This is a genomic window from Amycolatopsis sp. NBC_00348 (genome assembly GCF_036114655.1).
GTDB lineage: Bacteria > Actinomycetota > Actinomycetes > Mycobacteriales > Pseudonocardiaceae > Amycolatopsis.
Genome location: NZ_CP107994.1, coordinates 3,282,710 through 3,302,968, shown reverse-complemented (window position 1 = coordinate 3,302,968; position 20,259 = coordinate 3,282,710). Strand labels below are relative to the sequence as shown.

19 protein-coding genes are annotated in these 20,259 nt (G+C 72.2%); 12 read left to right on the top strand and 7 right to left on the bottom strand.

The genetic code is table 11. From position 1 onward, the window contains the following. From gcl to OHS58_RS13840, 10 genes are all read left to right on the top strand, one after another. The gene (gene gcl / locus OHS58_RS13885) at positions 1–1,692 is read left to right on the top strand and encodes a glyoxylate carboligase (protein ID WP_326953410.1); all 1,692 of its coding nucleotides are present in this window, start codon (positions 1–3) and stop codon (positions 1,690–1,692) included. A gap of 257 nt (positions 1,693–1,949) precedes the next feature. Next, positions 1,950–2,819, top strand: coding sequence for an FAD binding domain-containing protein (locus OHS58_RS13880; RefSeq protein WP_328648485.1), 870 nt, complete (start codon positions 1,950–1,952; stop codon positions 2,817–2,819). Then, the gene (locus OHS58_RS13875; RefSeq protein ID WP_326953408.1) at positions 2,810–3,280 is read left to right on the top strand and encodes a (2Fe-2S)-binding protein; all 471 of its coding nucleotides are present in this window, start codon (positions 2,810–2,812) and stop codon (positions 3,278–3,280) included. The genes OHS58_RS13880 and OHS58_RS13875 overlap by 10 nt, the downstream gene beginning before the upstream one ends. Beyond that, positions 3,277–5,580, top strand: a complete 2,304-nt coding sequence (pucD, locus tag OHS58_RS13870; RefSeq protein ID WP_328648484.1) for a xanthine dehydrogenase subunit D — start codon at positions 3,277–3,279, stop codon at positions 5,578–5,580. The genes OHS58_RS13875 and pucD overlap by 4 nt, the downstream gene beginning before the upstream one ends. Before the next feature lies 1 nt (position 5,581). Continuing rightward, positions 5,582–6,064: a nucleoside deaminase gene (locus OHS58_RS13865; protein ID WP_328648483.1), complete on the top strand. Its 483-nt coding sequence runs from the start codon at positions 5,582–5,584 to the stop codon at positions 6,062–6,064. A gap of 124 nt (positions 6,065–6,188) precedes the next feature. Then, the gene (locus OHS58_RS13860; RefSeq protein WP_328648482.1) at positions 6,189–7,643 is read left to right on the top strand and encodes an NCS2 family permease; all 1,455 of its coding nucleotides are present in this window, start codon (positions 6,189–6,191) and stop codon (positions 7,641–7,643) included. 9 nt (positions 7,644–7,652) lie between these two features. Beyond that, complete coding sequence (locus OHS58_RS13855) at positions 7,653–8,030, top strand: allophanate hydrolase-related protein (RefSeq protein ID WP_326949471.1); 378 nt, start codon at positions 7,653–7,655, stop codon at positions 8,028–8,030. Further along, positions 8,027–9,127, top strand: coding sequence for a glycerate kinase (locus tag OHS58_RS13850; protein ID WP_328648481.1), 1,101 nt, complete (start codon positions 8,027–8,029; stop codon positions 9,125–9,127). The genes OHS58_RS13855 and OHS58_RS13850 overlap by 4 nt, the downstream gene beginning before the upstream one ends. 35 nt (positions 9,128–9,162) lie before the next feature. Beyond that, entirely contained in the window at positions 9,163–9,861 is a 699-nt protein-coding gene (locus OHS58_RS13845; protein ID WP_328648480.1) for a TetR/AcrR family transcriptional regulator, read from the top strand. Between the two features lie 343 nt (positions 9,862–10,204). After that, positions 10,205–12,427 carry a glycoside hydrolase family 15 protein gene (locus tag OHS58_RS13840; RefSeq protein WP_328648479.1) on the top strand — a complete coding sequence of 741 codons (2,223 nt, stop codon included), beginning with the start codon at positions 10,205–10,207 and terminating at the stop codon, positions 12,425–12,427. Here OHS58_RS13840 and OHS58_RS13835 read toward each other — a convergent pair. The 5 genes from OHS58_RS13835 to OHS58_RS13815 all read right to left on the bottom strand — a co-directional run bounded on the left by OHS58_RS13835 (position 12,415) and on the right by OHS58_RS13815 (position 16,904). After that, complete coding sequence (locus tag OHS58_RS13835; RefSeq protein WP_328648478.1) at positions 12,415–13,284, bottom strand: hypothetical protein; 870 nt, start codon at positions 13,282–13,284, stop codon at positions 12,415–12,417. The genes OHS58_RS13840 and OHS58_RS13835 overlap by 13 nt on opposite strands. Further along, positions 13,281–14,621, bottom strand: coding sequence for a hypothetical protein (locus OHS58_RS13830; protein WP_328648477.1), 1,341 nt, complete (start codon positions 14,619–14,621; stop codon positions 13,281–13,283). Before OHS58_RS13830 ends, OHS58_RS13835 begins: the two co-directional genes overlap by 4 nt. A 22-nt stretch (positions 14,622–14,643) precedes the next feature. Continuing rightward, entirely contained in the window at positions 14,644–14,946 is a 303-nt protein-coding gene (locus tag OHS58_RS13825; protein ID WP_328648476.1) for a DUF6403 family protein, read from the bottom strand. A gap of 90 nt (positions 14,947–15,036) precedes the next feature. Then, complete coding sequence (locus tag OHS58_RS13820) at positions 15,037–15,906, bottom strand: hypothetical protein (protein ID WP_328648475.1); 870 nt, start codon at positions 15,904–15,906, stop codon at positions 15,037–15,039. Continuing rightward, positions 15,903–16,904 carry an SPFH domain-containing protein gene (locus OHS58_RS13815; protein WP_326949479.1) on the bottom strand — a complete coding sequence of 334 codons (1,002 nt, stop codon included), beginning with the start codon at positions 16,902–16,904 and terminating at the stop codon, positions 15,903–15,905. The genes OHS58_RS13820 and OHS58_RS13815 overlap by 4 nt, the downstream gene beginning before the upstream one ends. An 85-nt stretch (positions 16,905–16,989) precedes the next feature. On the opposite strand from OHS58_RS13815, the gene OHS58_RS13810 reads away from it, so the two are divergent. Then, complete coding sequence (locus OHS58_RS13810) at positions 16,990–17,667, top strand: NUDIX hydrolase (RefSeq protein WP_247051633.1); 678 nt, start codon at positions 16,990–16,992, stop codon at positions 17,665–17,667. 20 nt (positions 17,668–17,687) lie between these two features. On the opposite strand, the gene OHS58_RS13805 is transcribed toward OHS58_RS13810, so the two are convergent. Continuing rightward, the gene (locus OHS58_RS13805; RefSeq protein WP_328648474.1) at positions 17,688–18,833 is read right to left on the bottom strand and encodes an FAD-dependent monooxygenase; all 1,146 of its coding nucleotides are present in this window, start codon (positions 18,831–18,833) and stop codon (positions 17,688–17,690) included. A 91-nt stretch (positions 18,834–18,924) separates the two neighbouring features. On the opposite strand from OHS58_RS13805, the gene OHS58_RS13800 reads away from it, so the two are divergent. Next, positions 18,925–19,614: a TetR family transcriptional regulator gene (locus tag OHS58_RS13800; RefSeq protein ID WP_328648473.1), complete on the top strand. Its 690-nt coding sequence runs from the start codon at positions 18,925–18,927 to the stop codon at positions 19,612–19,614. Positions 19,615–19,632: 18 nt separating this feature from the next. Here the strand turns inward: OHS58_RS13800 and OHS58_RS13795 are convergent, their stop codons facing one another. Further along, positions 19,633–20,253, bottom strand: a complete 621-nt coding sequence (locus OHS58_RS13795; RefSeq protein WP_328648472.1) for a hypothetical protein — start codon at positions 20,251–20,253, stop codon at positions 19,633–19,635. Positions 20,254–20,259 lie beyond the last annotated feature (6 nt).

Here is a 20,259-nt window from a genome sequence, read left to right as displayed (position 1 = left end):
ATGCCCCGGATCCCCGTCATGCAGGCAGTCGTCGACGTCCTGGAGAGCGAAGGCGTCGACACCGTCTTCGGCTGCCCCGGCGCCGCGATCCTCCCGCTGTATAACGCCCTACAAGGCCGCGCGATCGAGCACCTGATCGTCCGGCACGAAGAAGGGGCCACGCACATGGCCGACGGCTGGTCGCGCACGACCGGCAACGTCGGCGTGGCGATCGGCACGTCCGGGCCGGCCGGCACGAACATGATCACCGGCCTCTACACCGCGCACGCCGACTCGATCCCGATCATCTGCATCACCGGGCAAGCGGCGTCGGACAAGCTGCACACCGAGGCGTTCCAGGCGGTCGACATCGTCGAGATCGCCAAGCCGGTCACCAAGTGGGCGGTGCAGGTCAAGGAAGCGGCGCAGCTGCCGTGGATCTTCCGGGAGGCGTTCCGGATCGCCCGCTCGGGGCGCCCCGGCCCGGTGCTCATCGACCTGCCGATCGACGTCCAGAAGCAGGACATCGAGTGGGACTCCTCGATCGACTCGGCGTTGCCGGTCCCGACGATCAGCCCGGCGCCCGCGCGGGTCGAGCGTGCCCTCGACCTGCTGCTGGCGGCCGAGCGCCCGCTGATCCTGGCGGGTGGCGGGGTCGTGCTCGGCGAGGCGAGCGAGCAGCTGCGGGCCGCGGCCGAGCGGCTCGACGTCCCGGTGCAGGTCACGCTGATGGGCAAGGGGAGCTTCCCCGAGGATCACGAACTGTTCGCCGGGATGGCCGGCATCCAGACGTCGCAGCGCTACGCGAACGCCGCCTTCCTGGAGGCCGACCTGGTCCTGGCGCTGGGCGCCCGGTTCGGCGACCGGCACACCGGCGAGCTGTCGGTGTACCGGGGTGACCGGAAGTTCATCCACGTCGACATCGAGCCGACCCAGCTGGGCAAGGTGTTCGGCCCGGACCTCGGGATCGTCTCGGACACCGGCGAGTTCCTCGACGCGCTGCTCGCGGCGCTGGAGAAGCGCGAGTTGAAGGCCCGACGCGAGTGGGTCGGCCGGATCGCGGAGCTGAAGGAAGCGCTTCCCCGCCGGGAGGACTTCGACACCCTGCCGATCAAGGCGCCCCGGGTGTTCAAGGAGATCAACGAAACCTTCGGCGAGGACACCTACTTCGTCACGGCGATCGGGCTCTACCAGATCTGGTCGGGCCAGTTCCAGAAGGCGCACAAGCCGCGTCACTACCAGGTGTGCGGCCAGGCCGGCCCGCTCGGCTGGGAGATCCCGGCCGCGATCGGCGTCAAGAAGGCGCGGCCCGAGGCCGAGGTCGTCGGCGTGGTCGGCGACTACTCGTTCCAGTTCCTGGTCGAGGAGCTGGCCGTCGCCGCCCAGTACGACGTCGGGTTCGTCCTGATCATGCTCAACAACGAGTACCTCGGCCTGATCCGCCAGGCCGAGACCGGATACGACATGAACTTCGAGGTCGACATCCACTACGACGCGATCGGCACGGACAACGTGAAGATCATGGAGGCCTACGGCTGCTCGGGCACCCGCGTGCACGAGCCGGGGGAGATCCGGACGTCGCTGGAGTGGGCCCGCAAGGAGGCCGAGCGGACCAGCCGCCCGGTCCTGGTGGAGATCATGATCGAGCGTGAGGGCAACGCCGCGATGGGCGCCGCCCTCGACTCGGTCCGCGAGTTCGAACCGGCGGGCTGAGCAGTCTGCCGCAGCTCGTCGTGAGTGCGTAACAGTGTTCTAACACTGTTACGCACTCACGACCCCCAGCGTGACCCAGGCCGCCGTGCGAGACCCCGACCTCGCACGGCGGCCTTTCCGCGTCCGCGGGACGGCGGTTGTCGGAAAGTACAAACGCGGGCCCGAAATTCACCCCTCTTTCAGGGGTTTTGCCGTGGTCCCGGCCACAGCCGAGCGTGTGTACTTCTTCACGAAGCACCCCCGAAAGGACGTCCACAGTGGAATTCCTCCGACCCGCCTCGCTGGCCGACGCGCTCGCCGCGAAGGCCGCGAACCCCGGCGCGGTCCCCCTCGCCGGCGGCACGGACGTGATGGTCGAGATCAACTTCGACCACCGCAGGCCCGAAGCGCTGCTCGACCTCGGCCGCGTGGCCGAGCTGCACGAGCACGGCACCGACGGCGGCCGGATCCGGATCGGGGCCGCCGTGCCCTACACCCGGATCATCACCGAACTGGGCGCACAGCTGCCCGGCCTCGCGATGGCGTCGCGGACCGTCGGCTCCCCGCAGATCCGCAACCGCGGTTCCGTGGGCGGCAATCTCGGCGCGGCTTCGCCCGCGGGCGACTCACACCCGGCGTTGCTCGCGGCCGACGCGGAGGTCGAGATCGCCTCGGTGCGCGGCACCCGGATCGTCGCGGCGAAGGACTTCTACGTAGGGGTCAAGAAGAACGTCCTGGAGCCGGACGAACTCATCACGGGCGTGCTGCTGGAACCGGCCACCGGGCCCCAGCAGTTCAGCAAGATCGGCACCCGCAACGCGATGGTCATCGCCGTCGCCGCCTTCGGGCTGGCGCTGCACCCCGCCGAAAAGCGGGTCGGCACCGGCGTCGGCTCGGCCGCACCGACCCCGCGCCGGGCGTTCGACGCCGAGGAGTTCCTGGCCGGCGAGCTGGACTGGGACTCACCCCGAGCGCTGACAGACTCCGTGAAACGCCGCTTCGGCGACCTGGTCGCGGCAGCCGCCACGCCGATCGACGACGTCCGGGGGAGCGCCGCCTACCGCCGTCACGCCCTGAGCGTGATGGCGCGGCGCACCCTGACCTGGGCCTGGGGCGAATACTGCGAAGGGAGCGCGAAGTGCGCGTGAACGTCACCGTCAACGGCGAACCCCGCCGGGCGGACAACGTCTGGGAAGGCGAAAGCCTGCTCTACGTGCTGCGTGAGCGGCTCGGCCTGCCGGGCTCGAAGAACGCCTGCGAGCAGGGCGAATGCGGCTCGTGCACGGTCTACGTCGACGGCGTGCCGGCCTGCGCCTGCCTGGTCGCGGCCGGGCAGGCCGAGGGCCGCGACGTCGTCACGGTCGAAGGTCTCGCCGAGGGCGACGCGCTCGACCCGGTCCAGGAGTCCTTTGTGGAACAGGGCGCCGTCCAGTGCGGCTTCTGCACCCCGGGCCTGCTGGTCGCCGCGCACGACCTGATCGAGCGCGTCCCTGACCCCAGCGACGTCGAGATCCGCGAGGCGCTGGCCGGGAACCTCTGCCGCTGCACCGGCTACGAGAAGATCCTGGACGCCGTCCGCGACGCCGCCGCGAAGAAGGCGGTCCGATGAGCGCCCCGGCCCGCTCCCCGCAGGAGCTGCACGACACGATCGCCGGCGGCATCGGCGAGAGCCCGCTGCGCCCGGACGGCACGCTCAAGGTGCGCGGCGAGTTCGCCTACTCCTCCGACCTGTGGCACGAGGACATGCTGTGGGGCGCCACCCTGCGCAGCCCGCACCCGCACGCCCGGATCGTCCGCCTCGACGTCTCCCGCGCGCTGGCCCAGCCGGGTGTGCACGCGGTGCTCACCCACGAGGACGTGCCCGGCGAGAACGTCTACGGCCTCAAGTACCAGGACACCCCGGCCCTGGCCGGCGACCTGGTCCGGTTCCAGGGCGAGCCGGTCGCGATCCTCGCCGCGGACCACCCGGAGATCGCGCGGCAGGCGCTCAAGGAGATCGTCGTCGAGTACGACGTCCTCGAGCCCATCACCGACCCCGAGCGGGCCGCGCACGACGACACCCTGCCGAAGCTGCACCCAGGTGGGAACCTGGTCCGCCACCAGCGGATCGTCAAGGGCGACCCGGCCGCGACGGCCGACGTCGTGGTCTCCGGCGTCTACGAGATCGGCATGCAGGACCAGGCGTTCCTCGGCCCGGAATCGGGCCTCGCGGTCCCGGCCGAGGACGGCGGTGTCGACCTCTACCTCGCCACCCAGTGGCTGCACGTCGACCAGCGCCAGACGGCGAAAGCCCTCGGCTTGCCGCTGGAGAAGGTCCGGCTGACGCTGTCCGGTGTCGGCGGCGCGTTCGGCGGCCGCGAGGACCTGTCGATGCAGATCCACTCGTGCATGCTCGCGCTGCGCACCGGGCGCCCGGTGAAGATGAGCTACAACCGCCTGGAGTCGTTCTTCGGGCACGTCCACCGCCACCCGGCCAAGATGTACTACGAGCACGGCGCCACTCGCGAAGGGAAGCTCGTCTACGTCAAGGCGAAGATGTACTTCGACGGCGGCGCGTACGCGTCCAAGACCCCGGTGGTGGTCGGCAACGGCACCACGCTGAGCGTCGGCCCGTACGACGTGCCGAACGCGCACATCGAGGGCTGGGGCGTCTACACCAACAACCCGACCTGCGGCGCGATGCGCGGGCTCGGCGCGGTGCAGCCGACGTACGCCTACGAGTCCCAGATGGACAAACTGGCCGCCGCACTGGGCCTGGACCCGGCCGAACTGCGGATCCGCAACGCGATGAGCGAAGGGTCCACTGTGGTCACCGGCCAGGTGGTCGACTTCCCGGCGCCGGTGGCCGAGCTGGTCCAGCGCGTTCGCGACCTGCCGCTGCCGCCGGAGCCCACGGGCGAGCGCGACATCCGGGACCTGCCCGGCGGCGCGTCCAACACCACCCACGGCGAAGGCGTCGTCCGCGGTATCGGCTACGGCGTCACGATCAAGAACATCTCGTACGCCGAAGGCCTCGACGACTACTCGACCGCCCGCGTGCGGCTGGAGGTGATCGGCGGCGAGCCGGTCGCGCTGGTGCACACCGCGGCCGCCGAGGTCGGCCAGGGCCTGGTGACGCTGCAGCAGCAGATCGCCCGCACCGAGCTGGGCCTGACGCGGGTGAGCGTGCACCCGGCCGACACGAGCGTCGGCGACGCGGGCTCCAGCTCGGCGTCACGGCAGACGTACGTCACCGGCGGCGCGGTCCGCAACGCCTGCCGCGCGGTCGCCGACGCGGTGTACGCGCTCGCCGCGCTCCGGCTCGGCCGCGCCGTCGACGGCGCGACCCTGGCCGGCGGCAAGATCGTCGCGGCCGACGGCGAAGTCGTCGCCGACCTCGCCGACCTGCTCGGCGGGACCGCCATCGAGGAGACCCGCGAGTTCCACCACCGCAAGACCTACCCGCTCGACCCGGAGACCGGCCAGGGCGACGCCCACGTGCAGTACGGCTTCTCCGCCCACCGCGCGATCGTCGACGTCGACCTGGACCTCGGCCTGGTCAAGGTGGTGCAGCTGGACTGCGCCCAGGACGTCGGCAAGGCGATGAACCCGGACGCCGTCGTCGCCCAGATCCAGGGCGGCTCGGCCCAGGGCCTCGGGCTCGCGGTGATGGAGGAGATCCTGGTCAAGGACGGGAAGGTGCGGAACCCGTCGTTCACCGACTACCTGATCCCGACCATCCTCGACATGCCGCCGATGCGCGTCGACGTCCTGGAGCGCCCTGACCCGCACGCGCCCTACGGCGTCCGCGGCGTCGGCGAACCACCCACGATCTCCGCCACGCCGGCGATCGCCAACGCCATCCGCGCGGCCACCGGCCTCGAGCTGCCGCGCGTCCCCATCCGCCCCGAACACATCACTGGAGTTTGAGATGACCACGTCGATTTCCGCCGAGCAGGAGTGGCTGGCGGAAGCCATCCGCATCGCGGAGACGAACGTCGCGAACGGCGGCGGCCCGTTCGGCGCGCTGATCGTGCGGGACGGCGAGATCGTCTCCACCGGCGTCAACCGCGTCACCGCGAACCTCGACCCGACCGCGCACGCCGAGGTCGTCGCCATCCGCGCGGCCTGCCAGGCGCTGGGCACCTTCACGCTGGACGGCTGCGTGCTCGTCTCCAGCTGCGAGCCGTGCCCGATGTGCCTGTCCTCGGCGCTGTGGGCGCGCGTCGACAAGGTCGTCTACGCCGCCGACCGCGACGACGCGGCCAAGGCCGGCTTCGACGACCGTGCCTTCTACGAACTCTTCGACCGTCCCCGCGACACGTGGACCGTCCCCGTCACGCGACTGTCCGCAACGGACGGTTTCGCGCCCTTCGCGGCCTGGCTCGACAAGAGCGACCGCACCGACTACTGACCCGCCGCTTACTGACCCACAAGGCCAGCTGACCGGAGCATTCCCGAAGAGAACGTCCCGCTCGCCCAGGCACGGTGTTGTGCCTTGGCCTGGCCGAGCACACCCACCGGCAAGGGCAGGACGCATGACCCAGGCAGAAATCAAGGACCCCGTACGCGACGAAGTACCCGAACCGCCGCCCGGCCGCAGGACGCTGCTGGACCGGCTCTTCGAGATCCGCGCCCGGCAGACGACGATCGGCCGCGAAGTCCGCGGCGGCCTCACGACGTTCGTCGCGATGGCGTACATCGTGCTGCTCAACCCGCTCATCCTCGGCGCCGCCACCGACATCACCGGCGCCCGGCTGTCCGCCGCGCAGGTCACGACGGCGACCGCGCTGGCCGCCGCCGTGATGACCATCCTCATGGGAGTCGTCGGCAACGCGCCCCTCGCGCTGGCCGCCGGCCTCGGCATCAACGGCATCGTCGCGTTCCAGATGGCGCCGACGATGACCTGGCCCCAGGCGTTCGGGCTCGTCGTGCTCGAAGGCGTCTGCATCGTGCTGATGGCCGTCAGCGGCGTCCGCGAGCGGATCATGAACGCCATCCCGCGGCCGCTCAAGACCGCGATCACCGTCGGCATCGGGCTCTACATCGCGCTGGTCGGCCTGGTCAGCGCCGGGTTCGTGACCCGGGTGCCGGACGCGGCGGAGACCACCGTCCCGGTGCGCCTCGGGGCGAGCGGGCACCTGCACGGCTGGCCGATCGTGGTGTTCTGCTTCGGCCTGCTGCTGATGATCGTGCTGATGGCCCGCAAGGTGCCGGGCGCGGTGCTGATCAGCATCGGCGTGGCGACGGTGTTCGCCGTCGTGCTGCACGAGGGGTTCGGCGTCGGCGGCTGGGGCCTCACCTCCCCGGCCTTGCCCGACCACGTCGTCGCGGCGCCGGACTTCGGCTTGTTCGGCCACATCGACCTCTTCGGCGGGTTCGCCTCGGCGGGCGCGCTCGCGGCCACGGTCTTCCTGTTCACGCTGGTGCTGTCCGGGTTCTTCGACGCGATGGGCACGATCACCAGCGTCTCCGACGAGGCCGGCCTGTCGAAGAACGGCAAGGTCCCGCGGATGGGCCGGATCCTGCTGGTCGACGGCGCGGGCGCGATCGCCGGCGGCGTCACCGGCTCGTCACCGAACACGGTGTTCCTGGAGTCCGCGGCCGGCGTCGGGGAGGGCGCCCGGACGGGCCTCGCCAGCGTCGTCACCGGGCTGCTGTTCGCCGGGACGCTGCTGTTCACGCCCCTCGCCGGGGTCGTCCCGGCCCAGGCCGCGGCACCCGCGCTGGTCGTCATCGGCGGCATGATGGTCGCGCAATGCCGCAACATCCCGTGGCACGACCCGGACTACACCATCCCGGTGTTCCTGACCGCGGCGCTGATCCCGTTCACCTACTCGATCACCAACGGCGTCGGCGCGGGCCTGATCGCGTTCGTGCTGATCAAGATCGGCCGCGGCAAGTGGCGTGAGGCCGGCTGGCTGCTTTCGCTGCTGGCCTTGGTGTTCGCGGTGTACTTCGCCGTCGACGGCGTCGAAGCCCTCTTCCGTTAGGAGTTCCCGGTGGCCTTGATGTTCTTCAACGGCGGCGCCATGCGTGGCGAGCCGCTGCACCACCTGCTCGACGGCTCGCCGTTCGTGACGAGCGCCAAGACCGCGCCGAAGTACCGGTTCTACGCCGTCGGCGAGCAGTGCCCGGCGCTGTACCCGGTGTCGCACGGCGGCGCGGCGGTGACCGGCGAGGTGTACGACGTCTCGCTGGACGCGTTGCGGGACAAGGTACTCCCGTCCGAACCGCACGAGCTGGAACTGGGCGTGGTGGAGCTGGCCGACGGCAGCTCGGCGTTCGCGATGCTGCTGCGGCGGCCCTACACCTCGCACGTCGCCCTGCGGGACATCACCGAGGTCGGCGACTGGCGGGCGTACAAGGCCAGCGCGTGAGGGTCCTGGTCGCACCCGACAAGTTCAAGGGGTCGCTGACCGCGGCCGAGGTGGCGGCGGCGGTGGCCCAGGGCCTCGCCGACGTCCACCCGGCCCTCCAGGTGCAGTGCCTCCCGGTGGCGGACGGCGGTGACGGCACGGTCGACGCGGCCGTCGCCGCCGGCTTCCGCCGGGTGCGGGTGCCGGCGCGCGGGCCGACCGGGTGGCCGTTGACCGCCTGTTACGCGGTGCGCGGCGACACCGCCGTCGTCGAGCTGGCCGAAGCGTCCGGGCTGCACCGCCTGCCCGGCGCGCCCGCGCCGCTCGAGGCCACCAGCGCGGGCACCGGCGACGTCATCGCGGCCGCCCTGCGCGCGGGGTGCCGCCGGATCGTCCTCGGCGTCGGCGGCAGCGTCTGCACCGACGGCGGTGCCGGGATGCTGGCCGTCCTGGGCGCCCGGCTCCTCGACGGCGCGGGTCGCGAGCTGCCGCCCGGCGGGGCGGCCCTGAGCCGGCTCGCCGCGCTCGACCTGTCCGGTCTGGACCCGCGGTTGTCCGAAGTGGACATCGAGCTGGCGAGCGACGTCGACAACCCGCTGTTCGGTCTCAACGGTGCCGCTGTGGTCTACGGGCCTCAGAAGGGTGCGTCGCCCGACGACGTCGAGGTGCTGGACGAGGCGCTGCGGCACTGGGCGTCCCACGTCGGCCCGGAGTTCGCCGAGCGGCCGGGCGCGGGCGCGGCCGGGGGAGTGGGGTTCGCCGCGATGGCGGTGCTCGGTGCCCGGATGCGTCCGGGCATCGGATTGCTGCTGGAGCTGCTGGGCTTCGACGATGCCCTGGCCGGTGCGTCGCTGGTCGTCACCGGCGAGGGATCACTGGACCGGCAGACGCTGTCCGGCAAGGCCCCGGCCGGCGTCGCCCGGGCGGCGGCGGACAAGGGCATCCCGTGCGTCGCGGTCGCCGGACGCTGTCAACTGTCCACTGAGGAGCTTTCGGGCGCGGGCATTTCGGCCGCTTACGCGCTGACGGACCTCGAACCCGACCCGGCCCGCTGCATGGCCGACGCTTCCACGCTGCTGCGGCGGTTAGCCCACCGGGTCGCGGTCGATCGGCTCTGAACAGCCGTTACGCCGGTTTTGTTATCATCGGAACCATGGTGACGAAGACAGCGGCGGACACCCGCGAGCGGATCCTCGAGGCCGCGGCGGCCCTGCTGGTCGCCGAGGGCCGCGACGGTTTGTCGACCCGAGCGGTGAGCGCGGCCGCGGGCGTCCAGCCGCCGGCGCTGTACCGGCTGTTCGGCGACAAGGACGGCTTGCTCGACGCGGTCGCGGCGTACGGCTTCGACGAGTACCTGACGAGCAAGCGCGAGCTGGGCTCGACCGGCGACGCGGTCGAGGACCTCCGGCGCGGCTGGGACCTCCACATCGAGTTCGGCTTGTCCCGCCCGGAGTTCTACGTCCTGATGTACGGCGACGCCCGCCCGGGCCGCACCTCCCCGGCGGCGCGCGAGGCCGAAGCGATGCTGCACGCCATCGTCACGCGAGTCGCCGAAGCGGGCCGGCTGCGGATGAGCGTCGAGCGCGCGGCGCGGCTGGTCCACGCGACCGGCATGGGCGTGGTGCTGAACCAGATCGCGACGCCGCTCGAAGAACGCGACCCCGAGCTGTCGGTGACGGCCCGCGAGACGGTACTGGCCCGGATCCTGACGGAGGCGTCGACGCCGTCGGGCGCGGACGACCTCCCGGGCCGGGCGATCGCCCTGCGGGCGGGGCTGACCGGGACGACGGCGTTGACCGACGCCGAGCGGGTCCTGCTGTCCGAGTGGCTGGACCGCATCGCCGACGCCTGAGGCGGCAACCGAATCACCGTGTCGTCTCGCTGATCACGCGTGTCGACCCTCCAGACACGCATGCCGGCGTTCTGATCACGGCTGGCCCGGTGGACCTTGTGACGGGAACGCCGGCACGCGTGATCAGGAAGCCGGCACGCGTGATCAGGAAGCCGGCACGCGTGATCAGGAAGCCGACACGCGTGATCGGAGGGACGACACGGCGTTCGGGTGTCGGCGTGGTTGCCGAGTCGGCCGTCAGGACTGGATCGGTTCAGAACTATCGGACATTGCCTGTCATCGCTCCGTGGCCCAATATGTTGCGGCCCGCAACATATTGCGACAACGACGTCGGAGGGTCCCGATGATCAGCTGGAAAGCGGTCCTGGCCTGCGCCGGAGTGAGCGTTCTGCTCGCCGGCGCACTGCCCGGCACAGCGCTGGCGAGCGGCACGGCGACGGACTGCTGCGGCGGTGGTGCGTCCTGGGCCACGGGCAACAAATCCGCCCTCGGCACGTCGACGACCAGCGCGAGCCCGGTGTGGTTCACCGTCGCCAACGGCGTCACGTCGGAGGTGTTCTACCCGCGCGCCGACGTCCCCAACATGCAGGACATGCAGTACGTCGTCACCGACGGGTCGAGCTTCGTCGACCTGGAACGCGACAACACCAACCACGTCGTCACCATGCCGGACGAGAAGGCGCTGCAGTACACCGTCACCAACACCGCCAAGAGCGGGAAGTACCGGATCACCACCGACTACGTCACCGACCCGGCCCGCGCCACGCTCGTCACCAACACGCGGTTCCAGTCCCTCGACGGCGGCAGCTACCGGCTCTACCTCCTGGCCAACCCGTCGATGGCCGGCGGCGGCGCCCACGACAACGCCTGGTGGGACGGCAGCGGCCTCCTGGCCAGTGGCACCGAGACGCTCTTCGGCGGCGCGGCCACCACCGTCGTCTCCGCACTGCGCGTCTCGACCGGCTTCACCGCGCACGACAACGGCTACACCGGCGCCGGCAGCGACTGCCTGACCGACCTGCGCGCCGACAAGACCTTGAACAACCAGTTCGACACCATCTCCGGCACCGGCAACGTCGTCCAATGTGGACAGATCCCGGTCGGCGCGGACACCACGTTCACCGTCGCGCTCGGCTACGGTGGCACTGCGGCCGCCGCGACGTCGGCCGCGAGCGGGTCGCTGAGCAGCGGGTTCAGCACCACCGCAGCGAGCTACCGCTCCGGGTGGAACACCTACGTCGGCAGCCTGAAACCCGCCCCCGCCAGCGTTTCCGGGGACACCCAACGCCGTCGCGCCTACTACGTCGCGGCGATGGCGCTCAAGACCGCCGAGGACAAGCAGCACCCGGGCGCGAGCGTCGCGGGCCTGGCGACGCCGTGGGGCGACTACACCAACGGCGACCAGCTCAACGACGGCTACCACCGCGTCTGGGGCCGTGACCTCTACCAGCAGGCGACCGGCCTGCTGGCCGCCGGCGACGCCGCGCAGGCCAAGCGGATGGCCCAGTTCCTCTGGAACTCCCAGTGGATCGGCAGCCCGACCGCGGGTGACGGCGTGACGTACCCGGCCGGTTCGTTCCCGCGCTACAGCCCGGTTTCCGGCGTCGCCGGCGCCAGTGCGCAGCAGCTCGGCTGCTGCGAGCAGCTCGACCAGGACGCCGACGCGATCCTGCTGGCCTGGCTGACCGGCGTCACCGACGCCGCGACCTACGCCAAGGTCAAGACGACGGCCAATCACATCGTCGCGACCGGCCCGGACACCACCGAGCGGTGGGAGGAGCAGTACGGCAAGTCGCCGTCGTCGATCGCCGCCGAGATCGCCGGGCTCGTCGCGGCCGGCGCGATCGCCCGGGCCAACGGCGACACCGCGAGCGCGACGTCGTGGGAGTCCACCGCGGACTCCTGGCGCAACTCCCTGGCGGGCTGGACGGTCACGACGTCCGGTTACTGGGGCGGCCACACCTACTACGAACGCCTCGACCGCAGCGGCAACCCGAACGACACGGGCACGATCTGCTTCGACGAAGGCTGCTTCTACGAACACGACGTCACGGACTTCGGGTTCCTCGACCTGGTGCGCCTCGGCATCCGCTCGGCGAACGACACCACGATCGCGAACTCGGTCGCCCCGACCGCCGCGGCGTCCGACGGCAACTCGACGGTGCAGGTGACGCTGCCCAACGGTGACATCTACTTCCACCGGTACGCCCACGACAACTACGGCGAGAGCACGTCGAACTGCAGTGGCTGGCCCGCGGGCGGCGCGCAGCGGTTCGGGCGGCTGTGGCCGGTGCTGTCGGGGGAGCGCGGCCAGTACGAGCTGGCCAACGGCCGCTCGGCGGCGGTGTACCTCAAGTCGATGGCGGACTCGGCCAACGACGGCTACTTCGTGCCCGAGCAGGTCTGGGACCGCGCCGACGTCGGCTGCTTCGGCCTCGGCCGCCCGACCGGCAGCGCGGGCCCGCTGATGTGGGCCGAGGGCCAGTACCTCCGGCTCGCGCAGAACATGGACGCGGGCCACAACCTCGACACGCCGTCGATCGTCAAGGCCCGTTACGGCACCTGAGCGGCCAGCTTCCGGGCCCGGGTCAGCAGCTTCTCGACCCGGGCCCGCAGCTCGGGCGTCTCTCGACCGAGGTCCGGCAGCAGGTTCGTGTAGTCCGACACGAGACTCCGGTAGCCGCGGACGAACTTGCTCTTGGCCTTCTCCCGCGCGTACCGCTTGTCGAGGTCGATGATCTCCTGGGCCAGGACGGCGGCGGCCGCCGACAGTTCGGTTCGCGCGTCCGCTTCGGCGTCACGGCGTTCCTGGCGGGCCAGCGCCGTGCGGGCGGTCCGGCGGGCGGCCAGGTACAGCGCGGCCGCGCCCAGGAGCACGGCCGCGATCGCGGCCACCGCGACGAGGTAGCGCGGCAGGGACGGGCTGACCGTGCGGCCGCCGTCGGGGATCGCGCCGGAGCGGACCAGCAGGTCGTAGTTGACGACCGCCACCTTCAGCGCGTCGACGGGGTTGTTCGTGAAGGCGTCGATGCCGTTGCCGATCATCGACTCCGCCACGAACGCCTTGCCGAAGTTCTCGTCGTCCTTGTCCGGCAGCTGGGAGCAGCCGTACTTCTCGAAGTCGTCGCCGTCGCGGCTGAGCATCAGGGCGAGGGTGCCGTCGGCCGCGCCGGACACGCTGTCGCACGCGTCGCTCAGGTCGGTGCCCGGTTCGAGGAACGCGACGGTCAGCCGCCGGTTGCCGATCACGCGTTCCGCGGCGGCCTGGTCGATCGCGACGCCGGGCGCGGCGTACACCGACGACGTCCGCAGCTGCCGGGCGATCGGACCATCGAACACGCCAGCGGACCACACCGCCCAGCCCGCCAGCACCAGGCAGCCGAGCACCGCGACGCCGAACGCGCTGCGGAAGAACCGTTTCACGCGAGCCTCCCCTGCAGGAACGCGGCCGGCCGGTAGTCCGCGCGGCCCAGTAACTCGGCGGTGGTGTCCAAATCGGACTCGGCCGCGTCGAGCAGGCCGTGCACGTGCTTGTCCGGCAGCTTCTGGTCGAACGCTTCGCGGGCCGCCGTCAGCTGGGTGATCCCGCGGGTGAGCGACGCGTCCGACGCGCCGCCGGTGAGGCCCGAGATCTCCACGGCCAGTGCGGTCAGACCGGCGAGCCGGGCGGGTACGCCGACCCCGGTGCCGGGCCGGCCGGGCCGCAGCACCTTGCGCGCCGACAGGGCGAGGAACCCGACCGCGCAGGCGGCGAAGAGCCACGGCAGCGCGGGCAGCGCGACGCGGACGGGGTCGAACGGCACGTAGGGCAGCGGGCGGTCGAACAGCCCGGCGTAGCGGATGGCCGTGACCCGGTCGAGCCAGGCGCCCAGGACGTTGCGCTGGGGGTAGGCGTACTCGCTGAGCCGGTCGCCGAACTGGCCGTAGAAGCTGGCGGTCGCGACGTCGGCGAACGCGGCGGCCGACGGCCCGTCGTACTCCACCCACGAGCCGTAAACCGCCACGATCGGGCGGCCGGGGAACTCCTTGGCCAGCGCCGGGCCGTAGTGGATCAGCGGCTGACCGGCCGGCTGCTGCGGCAGCGCGACGTACAGCGGCTGGGCGCCGGGGAACGCCGCCGTCGACGCCGGGACGTCCTTCATGGTCGCTCCCGGCGCGATGAACCGGCCGGTGCTCTGGAGCGCCGCGGTGGCGGTAGTCAGTTCGCCGGCGGTCGGGTCGCGCCGGGCGAGGGCGGGCTGGTCGGGCGCGTCCGGCTGGTGGTTGAGGTGGGCGACCAGGGTGGTCAGCGACTCGGTGACGTCGCCGGTGGCGAACTGCCGGATCCATTCGCCCGCGCGGTCGGCCGAGGCCTGGAGGACGCCGCCGCTGACCTCGGTGCCGATGACGCGGACGGTCGCGTCGTCGACGTCCCGCAGCCGGGCGCTGTCGTCCTTCTTGAGCCCGGGCGGCGCGACGAGGATCCGGGCCCCGGCGCTGCCGGCCGCGGCCTTCACGGCCTGGTCGTCCCAGGTCGCGATCGAGCCGGGCAGCCGCACGACGGGGGCGGCCTTCACCATCGCCGTCAGCTGCTCGGTGGACGGGATGGTCGCGCCGCTCAGCTCGCCGGCGGAGCCCTCCGGGATCGGGTCGGCGCCGGCGGGGGCCTGGCCGTAGCTGACCTGGGTGCTCTGCTTCTGGACCAGGAGGAACGCCACCAGCACGACGACGGCCACGGCGAGCAGGATCCACCGGACCCGGTCCGGCCAGTGCCTAGTCACGGGCTGCTTCGTCACAGTCGGCTCAGTCACGGGCGGCCCGCCAGAGTTCGTCGGCCCGGACGGCGTGGTCGTGGGCCGACTCGGCCGCCCGCGGCCCGCCGTGCGCGGCGGCGAGGGTCTCGGCGCGGGCGAGGAGCTGCTCGGCTTCCGGCTGGGACGTCGTCGCGGCGTCGCGGCTCACGGCGGCGCTGTCGATCGCGGCCCGCGCGGCCGACCAGGCGGTCCGCCGGCGCAGGTCCCGGTCCCGCAGCCGCGGCACGGCGACCACCCCGGCCCCGGCGACGACGACCACCACCGCGGCGACCACCCACACCACCCACGTCATCCCGGTCCACCTCCGCTAGTCGGGGAGGAGATCATTCTGGCTGGCGTGGCTGGGGAATGTGACAACGTTGCCGCATCGTGTCCCAGAAGATCACCGGACCAAGTGGACGGTCTTCGCGGCCGGGACGAACCTCGCGCTCTGGCCGCGAGTGAGGGTGACGCTGTCCGTCTCGAGGCCGTCGCCGAACGCGACCAGGCGGTCCGACTCGACCTCGATCGTCAGCGGCGCCGACGTCAGCTCGCCTTCGGTGTGCGACGTCCCGGTCGTCGGCGACGGCCACGCCTCGCGCACGAACCAGACCAGCCGCGCCTCGCCGGGCGCGGGCAGGCGCAGCGGGCTGCGGCGTTCCTGCCACACCGAGCCGCACCAGCCCGTCGCGCCGGTGCCCGTCCCGACCAGGATCCCCGACGACGCCTGGCGTTCCGCCGGCCCGCCACCGACCCCCAGCCGGTAGCGGGCCGTCTGGTGCCCGGCGTGGCCGAGGTAGATCTCGTTGAGCGCCAGCAGCCGCTGGCCGTCGTCCGCGGTGAACTCGGCCATCGTCCGGTGCTCGACGTTCCCGGTGGCGCGCACCAGGTCCGCGACCGCCGCGGCCGGGTGCCGCACCAGCACCCCGGGCGCGCCCGGCGCGATCCCGACGACCGGCTGGCCGTCGAGGTACTTGGCGACGTTGGCGACCAGCCCGTCCTGGCCGACCACGACGACGACGTCCTCGGGGGTGAACAGGAACCGCGAGAGGTCGCCGCGTTCGACCTCGCCGCGGCGCCAGTCGAGCGGGATCGCCGCCGACGCCGTGGACAGAGCCGTGCGTACTGCCGCGTCCGCCTCCGTCACCTCGGCCAGGTCACGCCCGCGCGTGCGCAGGAAGAACTCGGCCTGGCCGCGGGTGCCGTGCCGGGCGAGCAGCTCGTCGAGCTCGGTGCGCCGGTGCACCAGCACCACGCGCGGGGCGAGGCTCACGACCGCACGCCGAGCTTGGTCAGCAGCGGTGTGAGCAGGTCCGGCGTGAGCACCAGGCTGTCGATCTTCGGCAGGTTCCCGGCGAGTTCCTTGAGCGCCAGCCCGGTGAGCACGCCTTCGGGCAGGTCGCGGTACGCCGCCAGCCGGGCCGCCTCGCCGGCCGCCGCGGCCTCGCCGAGCGCGCGCTGGCCGTCGGCCTTCACCTGCGTCAGCCGCTCTTCCCGTGACGCCTGCGCCTCGGTGTCGATCCGGTTCGCCTGCGCGGCCTCTTCGGCCTGGCGCCGGGCGTTCGCGCCGCGCTGGGCGAGCAGCTGCTCCTCGCGGCGGGCCAGCTCGATCTGGCTCTGCAGCTCGTTCTCGCTGATGGCCCGCTCGCGTTCGACGGCCAGCGCGCGCCGCTCGAACGTCGCCCGGTCGGCCTCCTGCTGCACCTTCTCCCGGGCGGTCGTCTGCAGGGCCTTCTCGACCTCCGGCTCGGCGCGGATGGAGACGACGCGGACGTCGAGGACCGCCGAGCCGGTCTGCGAGAGGCGTGTGTCCTCGTCGGCGAGCGCGGCGCGGATCCGGTCGCGGACCGCGCCGACGCCGTCGACGAGCGCGGTGGCCAGGGGAGTGCGGGTGAGCACCTCGACCGCGTACTGCTGGACGTTCTCGGTGAGCAGCCCGCTGATCTGGGCCAGCGGGTCGCTTCTCCAGCGCCCGGTGTCGGGGTCGATCGAGAAGTCGATCCGCTGCGCGGCCAGCGCCGGGTCCACGATCCGGAAGGTCAGCGCGAGCTGCACGGTGACGTCCTGGAAGTCCGCCGTGCGGGCGTGGAACAGCAGCGGCAGCTCGCGGTCGTCGACCGGGACCTCCGAGACGACCGCCGTGAGCGGCCGGTACCAGAACGACAGCCCGAGCCCGTCGTGCGCGAGCTTGCCGCGGCGGTAGTGGCGGATGTGCACGGTCGGGGCGCCGCGCAGGTGCCGGAACCCGAACCGGCGGTTGATGTCGGCCATCTGGTGCCTCCTCTTATCGTCGGCCTGACGATATGGGGTGGACGGCCTAATCGTCAAGCTGACGATTACCGGCTAGGGTGGTGGCATGGGTCACCCACCGTTCGCCGTCACCGCCGACCTCGTCGTGCTCACCCTCACCGGGGACGAGCTGTGCGCCCTCCTGGTCCGCAGGGGAGTGGCGCCGTTCCTCGGCGGCTGGGCGCTGCCCGGCGGCTTCGTCCGCGCGGACGAGGACCTCGAGGAGGCGGCCCGCCGCGAACTGGCGGAGGAGACGGGCCTGGCGCCGGGCACCGTCCACATCGAACAGCTCGCCGGCTACGGCGCCCCGGACCGCGACCCGCGGATGCGCGTCGTCACGGTGGCCTACCTGGCGCTGGCCCCGGACCTCCCGACCCCGCGCGCGGGCACCGACGCGGCGGACGCGCGCTGGGCCCCGGTCCGCTCCCTGGCGGGCGAAAGCCTGGCGTTCGACCACGACCGGATCCTCGCCGACGGCCTGGAGCGCGCCCGCGCGAAGCTGGAGTACTCACCGCTGGCGACGGCGTTCTGCCCGCCGGAGTTCACGGTCGCGGAGCTGCGCCGGGTGTACGAGCTGGTCTGGGACACCCGCCTCGACCCCCGCAACTTCCACCGCAAGGTGACGGGCGCGGACGGCCTCCTGGAGCCGACGGGCCGGACGACCACCCGCGACGGCGGCCGCCCGGCCCAGCTGTACCGGCGGGGCAAGGCGGAGCTGCTGTACCCGCCGATGCTGCGCGGCTGACGCTCAGCCTCTTGGTCCGGCTACGCCGCCCGCGCCGGCACGAGCCGGCGGGCCGCGGACACCAGCGGCATCAGGCGAGTCCCGAGGTTGCGGGCCACCAGACCCCGGCGCGTAGCCGGGATCAGCATGGCCGCGGCCGCGGAGACGTTGCGCTGCTTGGGTTCCACCAGCTTGCGGTGTTCGGCTTCGTACCGCCGGAACGCCGCCGCCGGGTCCTCGGGCGTCCGGCCCAGCTCCTGAGCCAGCGTGTACGCGCCCGCCATCGCCAGCGTCGAGCCGTCGCCGAAGAGGGACACGCACGAGGCCGCGTCGCCCGCCAGGACGATCCGGCCCGCCGCCCAGCTGTCCATCCGGACGCGGCTCACCGAGTCGAAGTACAGGTCGTCCGCGTCGCGCACCTGCGCCAGCAGCTCGGGGACCCGCCAGCCCGCGCCGGCGTACGCCTCGGCGAGCATTTCCTTGTGCAGTGCGGTGTTCCGGTAGTCGAACCCCGGCACCTCGGCGCCGCGGAACATGAACGCCGCGATCGCGTGACCGCGTGACGGGTGGACGGCGACCGCGCGGCCCGGCGAGTTGTACATGACCAGCTCGGTGCGGTCGGCCGGCGGCTCGGCCAGCGGCAGCGTCGCGATGTAGACGCCCATGTGCTCGACGAACGCGTGCTCCGGCCCGAACGCCAGCCGCCGCACGCCCGAGTGCAGGCCGTCGGCGCCGATCACCAGGTCGAACCGCCGTGGGGCACCCCGCTCGAAGGTGACGTCGACGCCGCCGTCGTCCTGGTGCAGCTCGGTGATCGAGTCGTGGAAGACGAACTCGGCGCGGTCCGCGGCCGTCTCATAAAGGATGGCCGCGAGGTCCGTGCGCGACAGCTCGACGTCGTCGCCGCTGCCCAGCACGCTCATGGCCACCCGGCCGGTGCGCCGGCCCGCGTCGTCGACGAACTTCAACGCCGTGACGTCGGTGCTCGCTTCGCGCAGCTTCCCGGTGAGGCCCATCTCGGCCGCGACGTGGGTGGCCGGACCGCGGACGTCGACCGGGCTGCCGCTCGACCGCAGCCTCTTGGCGCGTTCGACGACGGTCGGCCGGTAGCCCGCGCGGGCCAGCCAGTAGGCCAGCGTCGGCCCGGCGACGCCGGCGCCGGAAATCAATACCGTCTGCTCGTTCATGGTGGTACCCCCTGAATGATGTTCCTGACCATCGGTCAGTCTCGAAGGTACGCCACTGTCCGGCGGTCAGGCAAGCGGCTAGGCTCGGGGGATGACGGAGGCCGACACCCGCGCCCGGATCCTGCGCGCCGCGCTGGAGGAGTTCTCGGAGCGCGGCTACCACGCGACCTCGGTGCGTGAGCTGGCCGAACGCGTCGGCGTGACCAAGACCGCGGTGCTCTACCACTTCCCCGGCAAGGCCGACATCGTGACGGCGCTGGCCGAGCCGCTGCTCGACGACCTCGAGGCGACGATGGGGAAGGCCGAGGCCGCCGCCGACCCGCGCGCCGCGGCGATCGAAGGGGTCCTCGACGTGTGGCTGAGCCACCGGTACCTGCTGCGGATGAACCTGCGGGACCTCGGCCTGACGGCGTCGAAAGCGGTGTTCGAGCGCTTCCGCGACGGCATGCTGAAGGCGAACGTGCTGGTCGCGGGCCCGGCTGCGGACCTGGCGGCGCGGGTCCGCGCGGCACAGGCGATCGCGATGCTCAGCGACCCGGTGGTCCTGTTCGCCGACGCCCCGACCGACGAGCTGCGAGCCGCGATCCTCGACGGGGTCGCCCGGCTGTTCGGCACGCCGGCGGCTGCCCGCGGCCGCCGGGGGCGACCGAGCGTGATGAGCCCCGAGACGGTGGAGGCAGCTCACCGCCTCTACGACGCCGGCCACCCGGCGGCCGACATCGCGACGGCGCTGGGCGTCTCCCGCGCGACGATCTACCGGCACCTGCCGGACGCGGAATAGTGAGACGACTTGTGAGACTTATTGAGACGGCGCCGCGGCCGGGTCCACCGCGACCTCGATGGCCGGCAATGCCGTGAGCTGCTCCGGCGTCATCCGCTCGGCGGCCGTGAAGACCTTCTGCTGCTGCTCCTTGATCCGCTCGTCGACCAGCCGGCTCAGCTCGAAGGCCAGCCGGCCGGTCTGGCGGACCGTGACGTCGTCCACCAGCGGCCGGACGGCCGACGTGATGACGATCCCCGCGGCCTGGCCGGACTCGGATTGTGAGACGCCGACCGAGTAGTCCTCACGCGGGTTGGTCGCGCCGTCGATCGCGAAGTCGCGGATCCGGCCGAGCAGCTCGTGCCATTCGGCGACCTCACCCGGCACCTCGGTGGCCTTGACGTCCTCCACGGTCAGGCCCATGCCGCGGTCGCCGGTGCGGAAGCAGCGCGCGTACGAGTTCAGCGCCGACACCCACAGCGACTCGACCAGCACGGCGTCCAGCCGGCCCGGGGGCCGTTCCAGCTCGGCGACGAGACGTTCGCAGCACTTGAGCGCGAACTGCAGGTCGTCGAAGATCCCGACGAGGTCGGCCAGGCCCAGGGCACCGGGCGTCGCCAGCAACCGGGCGCTTGAAGGGGCGGTCGTAGGCTGGGTCATCCGGGC